Genomic DNA, 21,721 nt, shown 5'->3' on the forward strand with positions numbered 1-21,721 from the left:
TGGGATACAATGAACATTCGCATTACTGATGAAGCAATAGCAGCTATACATAGATTAGAACGTGAAGATAAAAAAATCATTCGCATTAGAGGGACAATGACAAACTCTTGTAGTATTTTCGTTGATGTCGATTTAATTTGGGATACATATGTTGCAAATGATGTTGTATATGAAGATGCAGACCTTATCTTGCAAATGGATTCATTTACGAAAGACTACACTGGTGATACGGTGAAGCTTGATTATAAAACGACAGGTTTTAGTATTACGACTCCGAGTGAGACTTTAGTTTATGGATTGTCGATTAAAAAATAAAACTTGTTTTCAACTGACCACTGAGGTGAAAAAATGGGTAAATATGTTCCGCTAAAATTTTTATTTAACGAAGAATTAGCAGAAAAAATGGCTGATTCTATTTATAAACACGATCCTACTTTCTCTAAAAGAAACTTTGTGTCTTCCGTAACATGTAAAGTTGAAAATTTAGAGTTAAAGCAGCGTATTGAAGTATTGGCAGATGAATTACACAATGCTTTACAAAAAGATTTTAATGAAGCAATACATATATTACTGAAAACATTAGGACCAGAAAATACAACAGAAGTAGGCACATTTACAAACGGATATATGTACATGCCTATTGCAAAATACGTTGAAAAATATGGGCTTAACGATTTTGAAACCTCATTCAACGCCATGTATGAAATAACGAAAAGGAATACTGCTGAATATGCCATTCGGCCTTTTCTTCAAACATACCATGAAGACACACTAAACATATTACAAAAGTGGATTCATGATGAAAACAGTCACATTAGAAGATTAGTTTCTGAAGGTACGAGACCTAGACTTCCTTGGGCTAAAAAAATAGGAGCTCTGAAAGGTGACTTTCAGTACAATTTACAGCTTCTTGAGCCTTTAATGAATGACCCTTCTAAATATGTTCAAAAATCTGTAGCCAATCATATTAACGATATTACGAAAGAAGATAAAGAACTCGTTTTTCAATGGTTGCAGCAATTACGTGATAAACAGCATCCAGTTAATCCTTGGATTATAAAACATGGGTTACGAACGGTGATTAAAAATGGTACTTTACCAAAAGATTTTTGTTTTTGAGTATTTTAAACAAAAACGCGTATGCTTCAAAAATAAAGCATACGCATTTCTTTCTTTTAAATACAGCAATAACAAACGTATTTTTCCAACATTCCACTTCTTCAATGAAAGGTCTATAGCATTATTTCGATAAAGCTAAACCACCTACCATTGCTCATAAAATCTATCCCTATTCCATTTCTACTTGCTTCATATAATATTCCATCGCTTCATTAAGCCATTTTTGTTCATCTTCTGTGAAAGGCGAAGGTATCATATTTTCAAGTTCTTGCATATCCAGTTCTTCCACACTAGTATTAGCTAATTTTTGTATCAAATCTTCACTAAGAAATGAAAAAGACTCTTCTATATATTCCTTTACCATCTCTTGTACTTTCAAATCCTCGACTGGTTTACCATATAATTGCTTAACCTTTTTAGACAATTGAATAAACGTTTGATCCAAAGCAATTTTATCTTCTTCTCGTTTCTTTGATAATTCTTCCACGATATTCGTTAACTCATGACGTTTCATCCATTCTTTATGTGTATGTTCTGTATTCATACCGTAAATAAGACTAAATAATACTGTACTATCTATTTCACATTCCTCTTCGACTAACTTCATTAGTCTTTTCATTGCTTGCATTGATTGCTCAATTTGTTCTTTTTCTCTTTCTAACACTTGCAAATGGAGAGACAAACTTTCATTCAAATCAACACCAAAACTTGATTCGTGTAACAAATTAGCGACTTTATCTAGACTATAGCCTAGAAATTTTAAACTCAGAATTTTTTGTAAGGTTATAATATCTTGATACTTGTAAATGCGGTGCCCTGAAGAAGGATTCTTTTCTGGTTGTAACAATCCAATTTCATCATAGTAATGCAAAGTAGGAATTGGTATGCCCGTTTTTTTCGAGAATTCTCCAATAGAAAACTTTTTATCCGTATTCATGTAAATCCCCCTATTAAAAATATAAATTCATTATAAAACCTAAAGTAACTAGAGGTTCAAGAGGATAATTCAAGAAAATTCAAAAATGTTAAAATTCATGTAATCAATACGTATTGCACTATTTCATTTAATGGCCCAATTATTGAAGAGCATAACCTTCCCTCACAAATTCAAAGGACTTTCACTTACTTATCCCGAATATATAAATAACCATTCTTACAAGGAGCGAATTTATATGAATCTATTCGAACACGAAACGTAAAACCGTTCCCCTTTCATAAGAGGTCCTCCTTTTTTCTTTTCTCACCATATCATTTACTTACAAAATAGGAGGATACAATTATGAAACGTGATCCATTATTTTTAACTTTATTAGAAAGTGCTAATACAAATTTTAGCGGTTGGGATTTTTCTTTTATTTCAGAAACGGGTCGAATGAAGAGCGATCCTTTATCGTGGTCATATGGCAGTACAGCTTTCCAGCTTATGCAACGTGCTAAATCAATGCTCGATATGGGTACTGGCGGCGGAGAGTTTTTATCTATGTTACAACCGTTCCCACCAACTATTTATGCGACTGAAGGTTATGCACCAAACTTGCCAATTGCTCGGAAGAAATTAGAACCTTTAGGGGTTACAGTTGTGGCAGTAATTGATGATACTGCTTTACCATTTCAAGATGAACAGTTTGATTTCATTATGAATCAACATGAATCCTATTCTGCTTCTGAGGTAAATAGAATACTTTCTCCTAATGGAATATTTCTTACACAACAAGTTGGTGGTCTCGATTGTGCGGAACTAAATGAGCAGTTTAACGCACCGCTAAATAACGAATTTGCAAGTTGGTCTCTTGAAACAGCATGTAGTGAGTTAAAGGAAAATGGATTTACTATTTTAGAAGCAAAAGAAGAGTTTCCTTTCCAACGCTTTTACGACATTGGCGCTATTGTCTATTATTTAAAAGCAATTCCGTGGCAAATCCCTAATTTTACTGTCGAAAGGTATTATGAGGAATTATATCGTATACATAAAGTCATCTTACAAAAAGGGTATTTTGATGTGACGCAACATCGTTTTCTGATTAAGGCGATTCGCAGTTAATCATGGAGCATATGAAAAAGAGATGGATCTACCATCTCTTTTTCCCCGTTTATTTTTAAAAATTTTGTGGTGGTCTCTAGATTGTTAAGTACGTCCACGTCTTGCAATCACATCAGCTAATGTAATAAGTTGCTCGTGCGTTATCTTTCCGGATACCTTTTCTTTTATAATTTTTTCCATTTCCTTTGTAACAGTCATGCCTTCTATTTCCAGACTCGCTTTGGCTGCCTCGAAAGCTTTATTTAGTTCTTCCTCGTTTTTGAATGTCATAATTTGAGTTACTCCCTTCAAATCATTTTTTTACTCTTTTAATACAAGAAAAGTAATATCATCCCATTTCCTCTCTAATTGTAAAGTAGTCTTTTCAATACTTCCTCCTGTTAACAAATCATATCCTTCAATCTCAGCTACCAATTGTTTCGTTTTACTCTTTGGATTCATATCTTTGTATAAGATGTATAACTTATTACCATGTACTTGTATATCCGAAATCCCTTTGTCCTCTCTAGCGATTTTTGTATCACTCTGCAGTGAATATGTATGTATGATATTCAAATTCTCATCTAACTCTTTTATTTTTTCATCATGATTTAAAACGTACACCTTATTATCATACACCTGCACTAAAACAGGTATGAATTGCTTGTCATCTAATACCGTTTCTTTTTCTACTACTTTAGTTTTCGGGTTTATCATCATTAATTTGGAAGGCAGCTTTTGATTTACATTATCACTTAATGCGAGTATTAGTTTATCTTTATACTTTTGAAAAATTACTTTTTGAGGAGTTGGTGCAAAATACACATTTTCATTAGGAATTTCAAATTCGTTTGTTTTTTTATTTGTGACCAAATCTATTTCTGAAATATATACTTTATCTAGCGTTTGTGAAAATGCGTATATATGATTCTCAATAATATGCGCACCTTGAATCGTTCCCTTTAGTTCTACACTCTCTTGCCTTTTGTCACTCTCTTTCCAATATACAAGTTCACTTGTATATCCCTTCTTTTCGTCTACCAATCCAATATTCACATCATAATATACATATCCTTGTTCTGCATGGATGAAATATGCCCCTGCGTTTACATCTTGTAATTGTTTCGGTCTACTGATTTCTTGCATCTTACCAGTCTTATCAATTGCATAATGATTGTTATTTCTATTTGATGAAAAGTAGTATCCCTTTTCATCTTTTGCATTGCTCATCATACTTTGACCATCTACTTCCATTTTACTAATCGTATTTCCTTTCTTATCATATGCATATATGTAACTACCGGCTTTCATGGCATTTGAATAGGATACGAGGTAATCTGCTTTTTGAATGTCTTTAAGTTCTGTATCACTTTTAGAACAGGCTACAAAAAGGAACATCGTACATATGACGATTATGGTCAATGAATTGCATTTCTGGAACATATCATCACCTCACATATATAATGAGAGCAATCAACATAAAAATGCTGATTGCTCTTTGAAATATTTTATTAACTTGAGTATGAAAGAGTTTTTTTCACATATCGTTTGTTCGCATTATCATCTGTCAAAAATGAAGTTGTGTAATGAATAATATTCCCGTTATCATATGTGAATATATGCTCTAACTTATTTTCTTCTGTTAATACTATTGGTAAGTATTTTGGTAAATTGCTAACTACACCTCTATTATCCTTATTTAATATCCAATCAATTTCTTTCCATTCTAATAATCCTTCCGCCGTACTTAATGGCGTGTCCATATGTACTCCATCTGGCAGATCAGCAAGGAATACATACATTCCTTCACGCCCCTGAGACTCGTCCTTACTTTTAAAAACCACATTCCCTTTATACGTTACACTTGGAAGATCTATGCCTGTTTCCTCAAGCGTTTCTCTAATTATTCCTTCATATGGCGTTTCATTATCTTCAATTTTTCCACCAACACCATTCCACATTCCCATATTCGGCTTTTTATTTCTATTTAATAGCAGTATTTTATCGCTTTTTCTAATAAAACAAATTGTGTACTTGTACATACAATCATTTCCTTTCATTTTCACATGAGTTATTTGACTTATTTTTAAGTAAAAACACTCGCCTTACAATTCCTTACCACATAGTATATAGTATAACTTTCATGCGTAAATACTTTACGTCAAACGAGAGAATCCTTTATAGAAAGGAGAATTTAAAATCGATAATATAAGCAATGAATTTCTAAACCAATATTACGACAGCCTTGTGTGGCTTAAAGATACACACTGGTTCGGTGTTCCAATTTGTAAACTTCCCTCTGATCTCTTTTTGTATCAAGAAATCATTTATGAATTAAAGCCCGATTTAATTATTGAATGCGGGACATTTCATGGTGGTAGTGCACTATATTTAGCTTCTATGTTAGATTTAATTGGAAAAGGTCACGTACTTACTATTGATCTAACTCCGCAGCCAAATCGCCCATCACATAATCGGATTACGTATTTAACAGCTTCTTCTGTTTCTGTACAGGCCATCCAAACAATAGTAAGTATGCGCAAACCTGATGATGTGATTTTAGTTATTTTAGATTCTGATCATAGTAAAGAGCATGTATCCAAAGAACTTTTACTATATAAATCTATCGTCACTACTGGAAGTTATATGATTGTAGAAGATACATCTATTAATGGAAATCCGCTTCTTCCCGATTGGGGGCCTGGCCCAATGGAAGCGGTTGAAGAGTTTTTAGCTACAAACAACAATTTCATAATCGATGAATCTAAGCATAAGTTTTTCATATCATTTAATCCAAAAGGTTTTTTAAAGAAGATAAAGTGAAACGTTAATAAGTGGGGATAGAGAAAACCCCACTTATTCTATGATCTTCATTTTTGAAAAAGGATAATATACAAATTCCACTTTGCCTATTATATTATCTTCTTCAATATATCCTAAACCGTTTCGACTATCTCTACTAAGTTCACGATTATCTCCCATTACAAATAATTTATTTGGCGGGATTTTTGTCTTTTGAAAGTTATAAAACACTTGCGTATTATTGAATAAATCTTTATTTGTATACGGTTCTTCTTGTTTTTTATCATTTACATATACAGATCCATTCGTTATGTTAATTACGTCACCAGGAAGTCCTATTACTCGTTTTACATAATATTTCGATTCATCCTCTTCCTTTATAATAACAATTTCTCCATGCTCTAAATCGGAAAAGTGTACTGCTGCTTTATTTACAAATACGTAGTCTTCTTCATATAAAGTCGGTTGCATTGATTTCCCTTCCACTTTACATAAAGTAAAAGAATGATAGGCTACTACCAAAACAAACACGAAGAGTATGTATTTCCCCCAACCTCTTTTAATCTCCTGTTTCATATCCATTCCCACCTTATTCAAACGCTTTTTAAATCAAAAAATATATCACTGCACCATATATCTCCATGCAGTGATATTATTTTTACTGGGCCTTGTTCGGCTGCTCTACTGGGACTGGATTTCCACCTGCTCTTTTCGCTTTCAATTCAAAATACGCATCCAAAATCTCTTTACCAATCGCGGAATTAATTCCTGATTTGTCATCATTTACCCATGGTACAACAACTGAAAAAGCTACTTCCGGATCAGCATCATACGGCGCATAACCGGCAAGAGTTAAATTATAACATTTTTTTCGATTATTGTTTTCATCTCTTCCAATTTCACTTTCTCCACCATACACAGTTTCAGCTGTCCCTGTTTTTCCAGCTGGTTTATACGGTAATCCTTTAAACGTTGCAGTACCTGTTCCGTCATTCTCTTGAAAAACTCTTCTAAATCCTTCTTTTACATGATTAATGTATGAAGTGTTCATATCTACTCGATTTAAAATAACTGGTTCAATAGATCGAATAACTTTTCCAACATCCTCTGGTCTATGTGGTTGCTCTCTCACTTCTTGCACAATTTGCGGTTTCATTCGATAACCACCGTTTGCAATGGTTGAAATATATTGAGCAAGTTGAAGCGGCGTATATGTATCGTATTGTCCAATCGCATAATCAAGTAAAAAACCAGGTATGTTATCCGTTCTACCCATTTGACCAATCGATTCATTCGGCAAGTCAATACCAGTCGGTACACCTAAGCCAAATTGTCTAAAATAGTAGCGCATTTTATTAAATGTTTCTTGTTTAATATCTAATGGATTGTTTGGCACATAATTTATACCTGCCATTTTTAATGCTGTATTAAACATATATACGTTTGATGAAACTTGTAAAGCTCTTAAATCATCAATATCACCAAAGTCTTTCCACGATTTCTTCGGCTTAGAGCTTCCTTTAAAATACATGGGTGCATCAAAGAAATGCGTATACGGCTTAATTGTGTCAGTTTGATAGCCGGCTAATAATGTAGCCCCTTTCACAGTTGACCCTAACTCATAAGAACTTGTCATCGTCCCTAAAGCATAGTCTTCTATTTGCATCCCGCCATCTTTATTTATAATTTTCTTTCCTGCCATCGATAAAATTTGACCGTTTTTCGGATTCATCATTACAACGAATGCACGATCCATCATCGGCTCTGCAGAATGAAATGCTCGTAAATTCTTTTCAAGACTTCCCTCTACTTTTTTCTGTAACTCCATATCCACTGTTAACATTAAATTATTTCCACTTTTTCCTTCGGTTACTTTTTCTGTCCGAATAATATTTCCTGCTTTATCTGTAATGCTTCTAGACTGTTCTTTCGTTCCATGTAATGCGTCTTCATATTGCTTTTCGATGTAGCTCTTACCAATGCGGTCATTTCGGTTATAATCACGCACTAAATAATAATCTAATTGTTCCCTTGGCAATCCTTCATTTTCAGTAGAAACGCTACCAAGGATAGAACGAAGTATTTTATCATTTGGGTATTCACGTTCCCAGTCCACTGTCGTATCTACTCCAGGCAAGCTTGCCAACCTTTCACTTACGACCGCATATTCATTTTGACTTACATCTTTTTTAACAATTTGCGGCGTCATTTTATATCCCGCATTCATTTTGCTTTTAATTGCTAGTACTTCTAGATCCTCTTTTGAAAGTTCGCTTAATTCTTCTTGTGTAATTCTTTCCCTACGTAACTCTTCCACTTTTTTATCTAATTCTTTCCCTTCTATCTCTTGCTTCCTAAATTTACTCTCATCTTCTTTCGTTACTTTTGCTGCTGCCCGCTTTTCATTTAACTGCATCCAAAAATCTTTTTTATCTGTTTCTGTTAACTTGTCTATATCCTCTGGCGACATTTCAATTAACTGGGCTAACTGTCTTGCTACTTGTAAAACTTCTTTCGAATCTACTCCTTTCATTTTCGTATATGTAACGGTTCGTAGTGGTTTGTTATTTACAATCACCTGACCTTGTCGATCAAACATTTTCCCTCTAGGAACAGGTGTACTTACCGTTACATCTTCCTTTTTGTTCACTTCATTTCTATACGTTTCTCCATCAATGATTTGTACTTTACCTAATTGAATTATAATAGCTGAAAATAAAAGAAAGACGATAAAAAATAGTACATTTAACCGAAAAGGAATATGAGTCTTTTTCTTTTTCGATTGTTTCTTCTGCTCCTTTTTCTGTTTCATTTCGCTCCCTCGCTTCATTCTATTAACATTTCTACATGGAACCACTATGTATCAAATTTATTTATATGATATATATAGAATTTTATATTAATTATAAAAGAAATAAAAGATTTAATTTTCAGTTTTTTAATTTTATATCCTATTTATTACCATTCCCTTAATGCACAATAACATGAATATTATTCTAAAAGAAAAATGGTACAAATTTATTTTTATACCTTTAGTTTACATTTATTTGTATACTAAAAAAATAAATTCATAAAAGACATTACTTAAGGAGAGAACGAAAATGACAGATTCATTTACAATACATACTAATGCGCCCCATTGTTTTAACTTTATGATTTATATTCAAAATATTTATCTCAACCAAAAAGAGAAAAAAGGAAATTTACGTTTTCCTTACATAGCAAGACAATTCAATTTCTCTACTAACTTTGAAGCAAATTTCAAAGAATTATGGCATTCACTTCGCAAACAAATTGCTAATGACAAATATGATTCGCAAATTTTTTATGATGAAAATCATATGTTTTATGAGAAGCTTTTTGATAATCATTTATGTAATGAAGAATTATTCAAAGAATTAATATGTAGTTTTAAAGTATGGTGGACTAGCATAGCAGGTCAGCTTTCATTAGAGTGGTCTGTAAATGAGTATAGTACGCAACTTTATAATGACTTAGTTTTATACCTAAGGCAGCAGCAAATAGAACCTTTACAACAGCTACATATTAGCTTACTTTATGACGACTGTATATTCGTTAAAGAAAACATTTCTTCCTATTTTGCCGACTAAAACCTTTTTTATAGGTTATAGAGATGTGGTTGCTACATTATCGAAATGCTTTAAACTGTGATTCTCCAAATAAAAAACTGAGGTGAATACCTCAGTTTTTTGATAACTTATTTCCTTGAAGACAATCCGCCAACAAACTCACCAATCTTATTTTGAAAAACATAATCAAAGTTATATTCCTGTCCTGTTAACTCTTCATTTACTAAGATGGTTGTTGCTCCTACTTCCCTCTTTGCAATTTGCGGGAATGAAGCGACGGGCTGTACTTTTAGTGACGTTCCCATAACGATAAGCACATCTGTTTCATATAAACGTTTTATCGCATTTTGATATTGCGGCAATGTATCTCCGTATAAAACAACGTCTGGATTTAAAATGAAATTACACTTCTCGCAGCGCGGCACTTCATGATCTATCATATACTGCAAATCATATCCCATTTTACACTTCGGACAATGTGCTGTTTGCAGTGTTCCATGTAAATCAATGACATGTTTACTACCACCTACTTGATGTAAACCGTCAATATTTTGCGTTAAAATCGTAATATCTTTCCCTTGTTCTTCTAATTCAGCTAAAAAGCGATGGCCACGATTTGGCTTATATTGATGAAACGTATTAATTTGAAATATTTCTTTATAATGCTTCCAAAATTCTTTCGGACTTCGGTTATAGTACCCTCTTGATAAGTACATTTCCACATTCGCATCAGCATACAATCCATTTGCTGAACGAAAATCTGGTATACCACTTTCCGTACTTGCACCAGCTCCTGTTAATACTGTAATTTTCTTCGCTTTTTCTAAAATTGTACGTACTTCTTCAAATTGTTGCACAAAAATCACCTCTATGTATATTGCTATACTTATTATACCAGTTGTTTACAGGAGGTGTTGTACAATTCATTCTACTTAATGCGTCGTGCCACCAACCTCTACAATATCCACCTCAACGGTCGTCGTTACCTCAACTGCCAACTCTATCCCTTTACGAATAGTAGAAAGTGACATACTCGGTTGCCCTGGATAATTACTCGCTTGCTCTGGTAAAAACGGAATATGAACAAACCCGCCTTTTATTTTCTGATCCTGTTTCTCTAGTTCATGCATGAGACCATAGAATAAGTGATTACAAACGAATGTACCTGCAGTTTGTGAAACGGAAGCCGGTATGCCCTCTTCCTGTAGTCTTTTTACAATTGCTTTCATCGGAAGTGTAGACCAATAAGCAGCTGGTCCTTCTTCTACGACCGGTACATCTACCGGCTGGTTTCCTTCATTGTCAGCAATTCTTGCATCATCAATATTAATTGCGACACGCTCTATCGTAATATTTGGTCTGCCCCCAGCCTGTCCGATACATATAATTATTTCTGGGTTTAGTTCATCTATATATTCTTTTAAAACTTGTATTGATTTATGAAATACAGTTGGGACTTGTTTACTAATAATCTTATATTCTCCGATTGTTTTTTCATGCAAACTTTTTGAAACTTCCCAAGCTGGATTGATACTTTCTCCGCCGAACGGATCGAATCCTGTTAATAATACTGTTTTCATAGTTTTATCCTCCTAATTAGAAACGATATACAAGGCCGTACATAATAAACATATTAATAATGAAAATGGAAAGAGCAATTGGTACCTGTGCTTTAATAACGGCATTTTTATCTTTTAGTTCTAACAGCATTGCCGGAACGATATTAAAGTTTGCTGCCATTGGCGTAAGTAGCGTTCCGCAATATCCGGCAAACATACCAAGCGCTGCCATAATCGCTGGGTTTCCTCCGTGCATTTGAACAATTAAAGGTAAACCAATTCCGCCAGTAATAACGGCAAACGCTGCGAAAGCATTTCCCATTACGACTGTGAAAAGCATCATTCCTAAACAGTACGCCATAACAGCAACGAACGGATACTCTGTCGGTAACACTTGGCCGACTAAATCAGAAACGACTTGTCCAACGCCAGATTTTGCGAAAATACCGCCAAGTGCCGCTAACATCTGTGGTAAAATAACAGCCCATCCAACAGCTTGTAATAGTCTGCTTCCTTCTTGAACAGGCGTTGTTATTTTCGATTTTGTAATACGCATCGCCGCAACGAATGCAAGTAATGCTCCTAGTGCTAATGCTACTAGCGTTACTTTATCTGGATCAACAAGAGAAACATTTCCCCATTTGATTTTCCCTAACGTTAGCGTACCGATAATTGTAAAAATAGGAATTAATAGTGCAGGCATAAAAATTTTATTTTTTAATTTCTCCGCATGTTTCACACGTTCTTGCACTGGTACTTCTTTCTCCTCTGACTTTGTTACTTTGTTTAATGAAGCTAACACGACCATAGCAAGAACGATACAGCCAACGTAAAACGAAGGGATTACATTTCCAAATAAAAATGTAACTGCAAACAATGCCCAAAATAAACTAGAACCAAATCGGTTTGGATGTTCACGATCAAATGCGATACGAACTGCGATAAAGGCAACGATTATACCTAATACATAATAGATTGTATCCATTGTGATGATGTTCATTTTATATTGCCTCCTTCTCTTCTTTTTCTTTTGATGTCATCGTTTTTGCTATATATTTATCAAACCTTCTAAATCTAATCCAGCTTACAATAAGTGCAGATATTGCAGTTGGAATACCCCAAAGCGCCATATCCCATACACCGACATGCATACCTACTGAATCGAAGAATCCTTTCATTAATAGAATCGCACCAGTTGCGATAAAAATATCTTCTCCGAAAAACCAAGCTGTATTTTCCGCAGCCGCTGCATTTGCTTTAATCTTTTCTCTTAATTTTTCAGGGAGCTTACCGTATTTACCTTGCGCAGCCCCTTCCGCCATCGGTGCAACGAGTGGTCTTACCGTTTGCGCATGACCTCCAATATTCAGTCCAAGTGCTGCTGATGATTCTCTTATCGTAAAATATGACATTAATACTCTTCCAGTTGTTGCACCTTTTGATTTCGTTATAAGTGCTTCTGCTCTTTCTTTCAAACCGTAACGCTCTAAAATTCCGATTACCGGTAAAGTTAGTATGATAGGCATAGACATATATCTATTTTCTATGAAAAATTTACCGAACATGCTGATCACATCATAAAAGCTTAATCCTGAAACCATCCCCGTAACAATACCTGCAACCATAACGACTAATAGTGTATTTAATCTAAATAAAAAGCCCACTGCAACAAGTAATATCCCGATTAATTTCACCAATTCCAACACTTCCCCTCATTATTTTATTTCGGTGTGCATATAGAAATCTCATTATTTTCGAATGTTCTGTATATTCTTCTCGCAAATTGTACAGCTTTCTCTCCATCACCATGTAAACAGATCGTCTGCGCCTGAACTGCTACTTTCTGCCCGTTCACCGAATTTACATAGCCTTCTTTCACCATTTGAAGCACTTGCTTTATCGCTTCTTCTTCATTTTTTATAAGCGCATTTTCTTCCGTACGACTCGTTAATGTTCCATCTTGCTTATACGTACGATCTGCGAAAGCTTCTTGTACGAAAGTTATATTGTATTTTTCCGCAGCCTGTATAAACGCCTCGCTATTTGCTAATCCGTAAAGTGATAGACTTGAATTCATATGATATATTGCCTTTGCAATTGCATCTGCAATTTCCGGATTAGTTGCCGCCATATTATATAGAGCACCGTGTGGTTTCACATGATGCATCTTCCCGCCAGCTGCTTTTACAAAACCGTCTAATGCACCAATTTGATATAGAACATAATCATATACTTCACTTGCTGGAACGTTCATGTTCCTTCTACCAAATCCAATTAAATCTGGAAATCCGGGATGTGCCCCTATCGCAACGTTATGTTGCATTGCCTTTTCAACTGTTTGCCGCATAACGGACGGATCACCCGCATGAAAACCACATGCAACGTTTATAGAGGAAACGAACGGAAGAATTTCATCATCATTTCCCATTTTATAAGCGCCAAAACTTTCTCCTAAATCACAATTCAAATCAATTGTAGTCATGATATTTCCCTCCTGCACTCAGCTTCGTAAAGCGATGAACTTTTTTAATAGATTCATATTTACTTCTTTTTCTATGTACAATTGTTCCGCTTCTTCAAGCGTAATATTCTCAAATGATACATAGTCCCCTGGTTTTAACTGGGCAAGAAGAGGTAAATCTACTGAAATGATACTTCCCATTCTCGGATAACCACCTGTCGTTTGCCTATCTGCCATTAATATAATTGGCTGTCCACCATTAGGAACTTGAATGGTTCCAAATGTAACAGAACTCGATAAAATCTCTTTTTCAACGGCTCTATTTAAAATTTCTCCTTCAACCCTATAGCCCATACGGTCAGCGTAATTAGATACTTTATACTCTTTCGTAAAAAATGCCTTTTTGCTTTCTTCTGTAAATTGATCATATTCAAAACCAGTTATGACGCGAAGTTTAGGATACTTCTTATATTTTGGTAGTACGCTACTGCTAATTGCCCATTTTGTTTTTATGCGCTCACCCTTTTGTAAGCCTTGCATGAAACGATGAGCCATTTCTGATCTTTCCCCAAGTTGAAAATAGTCTCCTTTTTTCAGCATTCTTCCTTCCATACCACCAATCGCAGCACGTATGTAAGTACTTTTGCTTCCCATCGTACGATCAATATAGATACCACCTGCAAAAGTCACATACGCTCTGCAACCACTTTTCACTTTTCCAAAGCAAAGCATACTACCTTCTTCCGCTAAAATGGGACGCCATAATGGTATACGCTCCCCATTTAGTAACGGTTCCATATCCGCACCGCCAATCGCAAGTAACGTCGTTTTCTTTATTAACAATTTCGGTCCCATAATCGTCATTTCAAGTGCCGCTTCATTCTCTTCATTACCAACTAACATATTAATCATCCGAAGTGCACTTTGATCCATAACCCCGCCAACTGGCACACCGTATTGTTGATAATGAGATCGTCCTAAATCTTGGACTGTTGTAAACATCCCTGCATGCAAAACTTCTACATCCATTCTTTAGCCCCCTCAAGTGAAACGTACTCTTCCTTCGTTATTGGGATAAATCGTAAATACATACCGCTTTGAATAAAGGTTGGTGTTTCTTCTTCCGGATTAAATAAGGAGATTGGTGTTCGGCCAATAATATTCCATCCACCCGGTGTTTCAAGCGGATAAATACCTGTTTGATTTCCGCCGATTCCTACCGAACCAGGAGAGATTTGTAACCGCGGTATTTCTTTTCTAGGTGTTTCTAGTTCTTTTGATAGTCCTCCTAAATATGGGAACCCTGGTGTAAAGCCTAACATATATACAAAATACGTTGTTTCACTATGTATGCGAATCACATCTTCTACTTGTAAACCGTGATAATGTGCGACCTCTTCTAAATCAGGTCCATACTCTCCCCCGTAACAAACGGGTATAGAAATATGTTTCACATCTCGTTTCAGCTCTTCCTTATACGTATCTAACATTCTAACTATGTATTGGCATACGTAATCATACGGTCTTATCTTTCTATCATTTCCCTTCCATACTTCATACAAATTATAGTAAACGGCCAATGAAGTAAATGACGGAACGCATTCAATCATTCCTGTAAACGGATGTTGTTGTAACGCTTGAAATAGTCGTTGTACTTTTTCGTATACATCCATCCCGATTTCTTCACCAAATGTAACAATAATTGCTTGATCCCCTAACGCAGAAAATTTCATCCTACTCCCTCTTTCTATGCCAAAAAGCCGAGTTCTTTCGAAATGCGATTCGCTGTCTCTTTCACCTTCGCGATAAAATATGGAATGTTACTTTCGCTGTACTCAATTGCTAATCCTGAAATACTAATGCCTGCTACAACCGTTCCATCACTTGCAAAAATGGGCGCTGCTATAGCGGCTGTATGATTTTCTAACTCAGAATAGCTAATTGTATGTCCTTCCTTTTTCGCCATTTGTAACACTTCTAGCAATTGCTCCTTATCCACGATTGTTCCATCTGCAAACTGTTTTAAATCCGTTTCCTCTATGTAATTCTGTTTCTCTTGCTCTGAAAAATACGATAGCAATATTCTCGGACATGCACCCGCATAAAGCGGCGCTCTTCTTCCAACCGCCGTATACACACGTACAGGCTGAACGCCTTCCATCTTTTCCACATAAATCGCATCATTACCATCTTGAATAATTAAATTAACTGCCTGGCCTAAACTATCTCTAAGCTCTTTCATATATGGAATCGCAATATTTCTTACTGATAGTCTTTGTGAAACAAGTTGACCAAACCGTAAAAAAACGACTCCTAGACGATATTTCCCCTTCTCATTTTTTTGTAAAAATTCCATTTCTTCTAACGAACCAATTAAACGATAAACAGATGTTTTCGGCATACTTGTAAGCTGAACCATTTCTGTTAAACTTAGCTCTTCATGCTCATAAAACAACTGTAAAATATCCATTGTCTTAACTGCCGTTTTATTTATAGTCATTCTCTCTCCCTCTTATTCCGAATTTCGGAACTTAAATTCCATTTTTCGAAACAAACATATAATTTAAAATTATAAAATATTCTTTCAATTCTATCAATATATTTTTCAACTACTTAACCTTTATGTAAAGTGAATACAAAATAAATTCTAGAAATAATGATGCTTCTCTTTCAAAAGCTCAAGTTATAGCAAAACCAAACGTTTAAATAAATAGGCATAAAAAAAGTATGGAAGAATATTTCCCCCATACTTTTTCTTTATAGCGCTCTTACTTGTTTCAACGGCCAGAAAACAGCTTGTCCTTTTCCGACAATTTCATCTTCTGAAATAAATCCAAACATACGACCGTCTTTAGAAACTTCACGATTATCACCTAATACAAACACTTGGCCTTCTGGCACTTTCGTTTTTCCTGTAATTTGTTCTAACGTAAAGTCTGGAGTTAATACACGACCTGCTGCTTTTTCTTTAAACTCTTTTAAATATGGTTCTTCCATCGCTTTGCCGTTTACATATAAAACATCATTTTTATACTCAACTGTATCGCCTGGTAAACCAATTACTCGTTTTACTAAATCATATCCTTCTTTTCCATGGAAAACGATAATATCAAAGCGTTCTAATCCACTTATACTATAACCAATCTTATTGACGAGAACTCGTTCGTTATTTTCTAAAGTCGGCATCATCGATTCGCCTTGTACTAATGACGGTGTAAATAAAACACCGCGAATAATTGCGATTAATACAAGGGTAAATCCTATCGTTTTCGCCCATGAGAATAATTCTTTCTTCGTATTTTCCTTCATCGTTTCTCCTCTTTCTTAATTGTTTATTGTATGATTTGAACTAATTCTTGTACGAAATTAGGATCAATTTCAGCAAAACATGATTTCCCTTCTCTTACCGCTGTACCGACATGAGCTTGCGAAATTCCAGTTTCATTTAGCAATTGCTTTATATTTTCTTTCGTTACACCAGCTCCAACAACAAGCTGAATTTGACCATCGCTTACCTTTTGCATATCTGTAAGCACCGGAATATTCTCTACTATATTCCCTTGTCCACCTGAAGTTAAGACGTGAGTCACTTTATGAAACTTCTTTAACGTTCTCATTGCTTCTACTGGATTTTCCGTGTCGTCTATTGCACGATGATATGTGACATTTATCCCATCTACCACAGATAATAAATCCGTTAGTTTCTCTTCATCCACTTCATTTCTTTCATTTAATACACCTAATACAACACCAGCTACTCCTAATTTCTGAGCAACTACAATATCTTCTTTCATCATTTCAATTTCTTCTTCCGTATATGTAAAAGACTTCGCATGCGGACGAATCATAACGTGAATCGGTATTTGTACTGCTTCTACCGCTTTTTTTATAAATGCATAACTCGGCGTTAAACCGCCTTCTGTATAAGATGAAATTAATTCAATTCGCTTTCCGCCAGCTCGTTCAATTCGTTTCACATCTTCTAAACATGTTGCAATAACCTCTAGCATGAGATAACCTCTTTTCGTGCTTTTTTCTTATTATACAGTAGGTGAAATAAGAAGCATAGCATTCTCCTATAAAACGATAAAAAGAAGAATGAAAAGAAAGATTTTTTCAATTGATAACGTGTATTGGTAATCTTATATTTTTCATATTCTACAAAAAAGGAGTAACCCCCTAGAACGCCTAACTAGGTGTCACTCCTTTTTATTTTAGTTATTTTTCTTTGTTACTTCATTATAGTAATGGCTAAATGCTTCTACTAATGCGTCTACGGAAGCATACAGTTCTTCTGGAGTATTATCTACCCCTCCCATTTCAATAAGTAATGCATTTGGAGAAAGATCTTGATTATATACTCCATTCCCGCTTTTACGATCTTTAATAAAAATGCCTCGGCTTAAACCGTAATACTTCTCGTCTAAATATGAATTGATTGCCGTTACTATTTTTTTATTTTTTTCAAAGCTAGGATTCTCTCGTCCTAAAATAAAATAGAGCCTCGCATAATTCTTTCCGTTAATATTTTTAGTTGTAATATTTTTTCTTGCATCATCTCTATGAAGGTCCATTGGAAACATAATATTTTTATCTTGTGCTAATTTTTCTTGTAATATTTGACGGGACCCTTTATAAGATTGAGCCCAATTTAAATTTTTACTTCGCAGAAAATCTCTCATATTCGTCGTATCATGTGAAACACCTATCCCTTTTTCTTCTAACTTTTGTTTTAAATAATTTCCAACAAACGTAATGTTCACTTCATTATTTGTACTAGAGGCATCATTAGGTTTAGTAGCACCTGGAATGAGAGGAATAAACGCCTCCCAACTATGTGTATGATAAATAAAAACTTTATTTTCACCGTTATTTTGTGTATTTGAATTATTTTCTTTCTCACTCTTTGGGTGTTTAACAGCAGTACCTTCATTCTTAATATTCTCTAAAGGAATACTAGATTCTTCGGGAATGTTCGTATAATCTGTTCCTTCCCCCGCAATTAATATTTCCGAATAAAATTGATTCATATTTGGAAGTTCTCGAGTTAATAAGCTTCGGAGGTCATTTACATTAATATTTGTAGAAAGTGAAAGTAAAAAAGATTCCAAAGACGCTCGTCCTTTTTCTTTATGAAATTCTTCGGCAAAATAACGATTTTCACTGCCTATCATATACATAAGGCCTTTCGTAGAATTCGTTCCTAATAATTGATTAATATAATAAGATTTAAATACGCTTGAATTACTAGAAATGAAGAATGAAGTGAGAATACATATAATCGTGAATAAAATACATATCATTACATACTTTATATTAAATACTTTCAGTTTCACCTTATTCATTTTATATCTCCCTTCATTTACTATATTCTTACGCATAATTTTCAATGAATATGATTACTAATTTAATAGAATCGTCTCAACTACTATTTTTGCAGTTAATCTCTTTCCGTAAAGCAAACGAGGTTAATTTGCCATGCGCAAATATCACTGAAGATTTTTAAAAGAAATGAAATAACCTGAGTCTACATTTGTATAGACTCAGGTTATTTCATTTCTTTATTTTCCATGTCAATGCCTAATTCGTCTTTCAAGAACTTCATACCTTTTCTTGTAAGATGGACAGCCCGATTCTTATCCGTTTTTGTAATCCATTCCTGTTCAAAAAATAGTTTTGCTATTGCAGATCCTAACCAACCAGAAATATGGTAACGTCTTTCACTCCAATCAAGACAAGGTTTTGCAAATATTCTTCTCTTTATATCTGCCGTTTCAATATTTATTCTAAAATTCAGAAACCATTGCTTGCCTTGTTCCGTTACAATGTATTCTCCTTTCTCTAAAATGATAAATTCCTTATCTAATAATTTTTCGGTTATCTCTACACCGAGTCTACCTGCAAGATGATCGTAACAAGTTCGAGCATAACGAATTTGTTTTAGTTGATCTGATTGTTTTAAAGAACGAACTTGAACTGTTGGAGCGATTGTTCCTAACTTTTCAAGAACCTCTGCTACCTCTTGATTAGCAAGTCGATAGTAACGATGTCTACCATGTTGTTCAACTGTAAGTAGATTCCCCTCTACTAATTTAGAAAGATGAGAACTAATTGTTGGATGTGACACCTTTGCCATGTAAGCTAATTCGCTAGCAGGTAGTGCTTGATTATTCATTAAACAATCTAAGATGATTGCTCTTGTAGGTTCAGCAATTAGTTTAGCTATATATGAGATATTCGGATATACATTCATATTTCGATGATACCCTAACTATTAAATTGATACAATTATTTTAAATTTAACAGTAAAGGAGAATGTATTATGAATGCAATTGATCTTAGTATATTAAATTTGAAAGAAACGAGAAGGCGCTCAGAAAAATTATGGAATTCTCTTCCCGATAATTTTCTTAATTGGAAGCCTGATCACGAGGCTATGTCCTTTGGTGAAATGATTCGTCACGTATGGAGCTCAACTTTTTACTATCATATGATTTTAAAAAACAACGGCTCAATAAACGACATACATATCCCGTATGATGACGAGCCAATTACTTGTGTTAAAAAAGAGATTGAATTAGCACAATCATGTTTTGCCGATTTCATAGAATATGTTCAATCAATAAGCATAGCAGAGCTAGATTCAAGACTTATTGATCGAAGCGATGTTGGCTATCAACGATATTTAGGCGATATGCTATTACGAATTGCCTATCATGATGCGGTCCATGCAGGTCAATTTTTACAATATTTACGAATGGTAGATTTGGAAAGACCATTAATTTGGGATTAAAAGCTGTCAAACTAACATTGTAATAAATATTTTTTTAATCAGGAACACTTCCAAAATCATGATAACCATTTATATTAAAAGCCTACATCTCAACTTGGTACGTTCCTGCACATAAAAAGCACGTGTTCGATTACTAATTAAACACGTGCTTTCAAAATAACTATATTGTCCATAAACAATAAAATTCAAGTTAAAAAACCTACGACCGAAACGCCGCATCCGCAAGCATAGACAGTGTTGCATCGTCCATCGGCGGATTGTGTAGTCCTGCTCTAACGTTTAAATAATAACGGTGAAGCGGATTTTTTTCTGACAAACTTTTTGCTCCTACGATGCGCATTGATTTATCTACAATAGATATTGACGCATTTGTTACAGCATATTTCACTGCCGCTAGTTCGGCTTGCAGTGACAGTTTATCTTCTGCCTCATCGTATTTTTTCGCAATTTGATATAAAAAGACGCGAGCTTGCATAAGCTCGAGTTCTAATTCTCCAACTAATCTTCTAACATTCGGTAATAAACTAATAGAATGGTTTAAACTATTTGGTTTGTATGATCCCGCAAACTGAACTGCATAATTTCTTGCTGATTGTGCAATTCCTAAATAACATGCTGGTATATGTAGCAACCAGCCAATACCCTTTTGTTTCACTTTCCCGCCTTTTACATCCGTAAAAAATCGGTTTTCTATCTTTACATTTTGTAAGACAAGGTCGTGACTAGCGGTTCCTCGCATCGCAACGCTATCCCACGTTTCTTCAATAGATACACCGAGTGTATTTCTTGGAATAACAAACTCACCAACTTCATCTCGGCCTTCCATACTCGCTGAAATAATAAAATAATCAAGTATTGGCGCCATCGTTGTAAAGGTTTTCCTTCCGTTTATAACCCACTTCTCGCCTTGTTGAACCGCTATTGTTTCTGGTTTGCCGCCACGCGTCGGACTCCCTGTCTTTGGTTCTGTTGCTGCCCTGTTAAAGAGTGCACCGTTACGCACTTCTTCGCAAAACCATTTGAACATCTCATCATTCCAAGAGCGATTTTCCGCTAGCTCTTTCACAATGCCAAGATGCCAGCCAATCGATAATGCAGTAGCTCCGCAGCCTTCCGCGATTTTCTCTTGAAATAAAACGAAGTCATATAAAGAAATCGCACTACCACCAAATTCCTTCGGTAACGTTAATTTCGTATATCCGATATCTTTCAAATCACTTATATTTTCATACGGAAATGATCCTAATTCACTTAGTTGATGCTCCCTTTCCATGAACTTCGGAATCAATTTATTTATTTGTGTAATAATGAAAGATTGTTCTTCTGTTTCAACAAATGAGAGTGCCATACTATAATCTCCTTTATGTTCGATTCATA

At 34.8% G+C, this 21,721-nt stretch carries 24 protein-coding genes and 1 pseudogene; 6 read left to right on the top strand and 19 right to left on the bottom strand.

The features are described 5' to 3' along the window. Positions 1–9: 9 nt before the first annotated feature. Positions 10–315, top strand: coding sequence for an iron-sulfur cluster biosynthesis family protein (locus RCJ96_RS16590; protein ID WP_242303718.1), 306 nt, complete (start codon positions 10–12; stop codon positions 313–315). 33 nt (positions 316–348) lie between these two features. After that, a complete protein-coding gene (locus tag RCJ96_RS16595; RefSeq protein ID WP_087932022.1) occupies positions 349–1,119 on the top strand; it encodes a DNA alkylation repair protein in 771 nt (256 codons plus the stop codon). A 169-nt stretch (positions 1,120–1,288) separates the two neighbouring features. Here the strand turns inward: RCJ96_RS16595 and RCJ96_RS16600 are convergent, their stop codons facing one another. After that, the gene (locus RCJ96_RS16600) at positions 1,289–2,056 is read right to left on the bottom strand and encodes a MerR family transcriptional regulator (protein ID WP_242303716.1); all 768 of its coding nucleotides are present in this window, start codon (positions 2,054–2,056) and stop codon (positions 1,289–1,291) included. Between the two features lie 342 nt (positions 2,057–2,398). Between RCJ96_RS16600 and RCJ96_RS16605 the strand changes: the two genes are divergently transcribed. Continuing rightward, a complete protein-coding gene (locus RCJ96_RS16605) occupies positions 2,399–3,160 on the top strand; it encodes a class I SAM-dependent methyltransferase (protein WP_416504097.1) in 762 nt (253 codons plus the stop codon). Positions 3,161–3,244: 84 nt separating this feature from the next. On the opposite strand, the gene RCJ96_RS16610 is transcribed toward RCJ96_RS16605, so the two are convergent. The 3 genes from RCJ96_RS16610 to RCJ96_RS16620 form a co-directional block, all read right to left on the bottom strand. Continuing rightward, entirely contained in the window at positions 3,245–3,430 is a 186-nt protein-coding gene (locus RCJ96_RS16610) for an antitoxin VbhA family protein (protein WP_000143190.1), read from the bottom strand. Between the two features lie 30 nt (positions 3,431–3,460). Then, entirely contained in the window at positions 3,461–4,582 is a 1,122-nt protein-coding gene (locus RCJ96_RS16615) for a hypothetical protein (RefSeq protein WP_416504096.1), read from the bottom strand. Positions 4,583–4,650: 68 nt separating this feature from the next. Beyond that, positions 4,651–5,181 (bottom strand): NUDIX hydrolase, encoded by a 531-nt coding sequence (locus tag RCJ96_RS16620; protein WP_416504095.1) that lies wholly within the window; start codon positions 5,179–5,181, stop codon positions 4,651–4,653. A 157-nt stretch (positions 5,182–5,338) separates the two neighbouring features. Between RCJ96_RS16620 and RCJ96_RS16625 the strand changes: the two genes are divergently transcribed. Further along, positions 5,339–5,962, top strand: a complete 624-nt coding sequence (locus tag RCJ96_RS16625) for a cephalosporin hydroxylase family protein (RefSeq protein WP_080493756.1) — start codon at positions 5,339–5,341, stop codon at positions 5,960–5,962. Positions 5,963–5,995: 33 nt separating this feature from the next. On the opposite strand, the gene lepB (RCJ96_RS16630) is transcribed toward RCJ96_RS16625, so the two are convergent. Continuing rightward, positions 5,996–6,517, bottom strand: coding sequence for a signal peptidase I (gene lepB, locus RCJ96_RS16630; protein WP_000806883.1), 522 nt, complete (start codon positions 6,515–6,517; stop codon positions 5,996–5,998). A gap of 82 nt (positions 6,518–6,599) precedes the next feature. Next, positions 6,600–8,753 carry a peptidoglycan D,D-transpeptidase FtsI family protein gene (locus tag RCJ96_RS16635; protein WP_416504094.1) on the bottom strand — a complete coding sequence of 718 codons (2,154 nt, stop codon included), beginning with the start codon at positions 8,751–8,753 and terminating at the stop codon, positions 6,600–6,602. A 289-nt stretch (positions 8,754–9,042) separates the two neighbouring features. Here RCJ96_RS16635 and RCJ96_RS16640 point away from each other — a divergent pair. Further along, positions 9,043–9,613: pseudogene (locus tag RCJ96_RS16640) on the top strand (hypothetical protein). Between the two features lie 46 nt (positions 9,614–9,659). On the opposite strand, the gene RCJ96_RS16645 reads toward RCJ96_RS16640, so the two are convergent. The 12 genes from RCJ96_RS16645 to RCJ96_RS16700 all read right to left on the bottom strand — a co-directional run bounded on the left by RCJ96_RS16645 (position 9,660) and on the right by RCJ96_RS16700 (position 19,804). After that, positions 9,660–10,388, bottom strand: coding sequence for an NAD-dependent protein deacylase (locus RCJ96_RS16645; RefSeq protein ID WP_416504093.1), 729 nt, complete (start codon positions 10,386–10,388; stop codon positions 9,660–9,662). Positions 10,389–10,463: 75 nt separating this feature from the next. Continuing rightward, positions 10,464–11,111: a pyroglutamyl-peptidase I gene (gene pcp / locus RCJ96_RS16650; RefSeq protein ID WP_074609496.1), complete on the bottom strand. Its 648-nt coding sequence runs from the start codon at positions 11,109–11,111 to the stop codon at positions 10,464–10,466. A 16-nt stretch (positions 11,112–11,127) separates the two neighbouring features. After that, positions 11,128–12,090, bottom strand: a complete 963-nt coding sequence (locus RCJ96_RS16655) for a DUF979 domain-containing protein (protein ID WP_001021658.1) — start codon at positions 12,088–12,090, stop codon at positions 11,128–11,130. Between the two features lies 1 nt (position 12,091). After that, the gene (locus RCJ96_RS16660) at positions 12,092–12,787 is read right to left on the bottom strand and encodes a DUF969 domain-containing protein (protein WP_000239804.1); all 696 of its coding nucleotides are present in this window, start codon (positions 12,785–12,787) and stop codon (positions 12,092–12,094) included. A gap of 23 nt (positions 12,788–12,810) precedes the next feature. Continuing rightward, the gene (gene pxpA, locus RCJ96_RS16665) at positions 12,811–13,572 is read right to left on the bottom strand and encodes a 5-oxoprolinase subunit PxpA (protein ID WP_242303710.1); all 762 of its coding nucleotides are present in this window, start codon (positions 13,570–13,572) and stop codon (positions 12,811–12,813) included. 18 nt (positions 13,573–13,590) lie between these two features. After that, the gene (locus RCJ96_RS16670; protein WP_242303709.1) at positions 13,591–14,580 is read right to left on the bottom strand and encodes a 5-oxoprolinase subunit C family protein; all 990 of its coding nucleotides are present in this window, start codon (positions 14,578–14,580) and stop codon (positions 13,591–13,593) included. Next, positions 14,571–15,284 carry a 5-oxoprolinase subunit PxpB gene (gene pxpB / locus RCJ96_RS16675; protein ID WP_242303708.1) on the bottom strand — a complete coding sequence of 238 codons (714 nt, stop codon included), beginning with the start codon at positions 15,282–15,284 and terminating at the stop codon, positions 14,571–14,573. Before pxpB ends, RCJ96_RS16670 begins: the two co-directional genes overlap by 10 nt. 14 nt (positions 15,285–15,298) lie before the next feature. Beyond that, positions 15,299–16,051 carry an IclR family transcriptional regulator gene (locus RCJ96_RS16680; protein WP_242303707.1) on the bottom strand — a complete coding sequence of 251 codons (753 nt, stop codon included), beginning with the start codon at positions 16,049–16,051 and terminating at the stop codon, positions 15,299–15,301. A 257-nt stretch (positions 16,052–16,308) separates the two neighbouring features. Next, positions 16,309–16,860, bottom strand: a complete 552-nt coding sequence (gene lepB, locus RCJ96_RS16685) for a signal peptidase I (protein ID WP_000662493.1) — start codon at positions 16,858–16,860, stop codon at positions 16,309–16,311. 23 nt (positions 16,861–16,883) lie between these two features. Continuing rightward, the gene (locus tag RCJ96_RS16690) at positions 16,884–17,561 is read right to left on the bottom strand and encodes a copper homeostasis protein CutC (protein WP_242303706.1); all 678 of its coding nucleotides are present in this window, start codon (positions 17,559–17,561) and stop codon (positions 16,884–16,886) included. A 204-nt stretch (positions 17,562–17,765) separates the two neighbouring features. After that, complete coding sequence (locus RCJ96_RS16695; protein WP_416504092.1) at positions 17,766–18,896, bottom strand: stage II sporulation protein P; 1,131 nt, start codon at positions 18,894–18,896, stop codon at positions 17,766–17,768. 203 nt (positions 18,897–19,099) lie between these two features. Beyond that, positions 19,100–19,804: an ArsR/SmtB family transcription factor gene (locus RCJ96_RS16700; protein ID WP_242303704.1), complete on the bottom strand. Its 705-nt coding sequence runs from the start codon at positions 19,802–19,804 to the stop codon at positions 19,100–19,102. A 69-nt stretch (positions 19,805–19,873) separates the two neighbouring features. On the opposite strand from RCJ96_RS16700, the gene RCJ96_RS16705 reads away from it, so the two are divergent. Then, on the top strand, positions 19,874–20,344 hold the full coding sequence (locus RCJ96_RS16705; protein ID WP_074610932.1) for a DinB family protein: 471 nt from the start codon (positions 19,874–19,876) through the stop codon (positions 20,342–20,344). Positions 20,345–20,543: 199 nt separating this feature from the next. Here RCJ96_RS16705 and RCJ96_RS16710 read toward each other — a convergent pair whose 3' ends face one another. Then, the gene (locus tag RCJ96_RS16710) at positions 20,544–21,692 is read right to left on the bottom strand and encodes an acyl-CoA dehydrogenase family protein (protein ID WP_446699818.1); all 1,149 of its coding nucleotides are present in this window, start codon (positions 21,690–21,692) and stop codon (positions 20,544–20,546) included. Positions 21,693–21,721: the final 29 nt, after the last annotated feature.

The sequence above is a fragment of the Bacillus sp. BSL6 genome, from assembly GCF_052928345.1.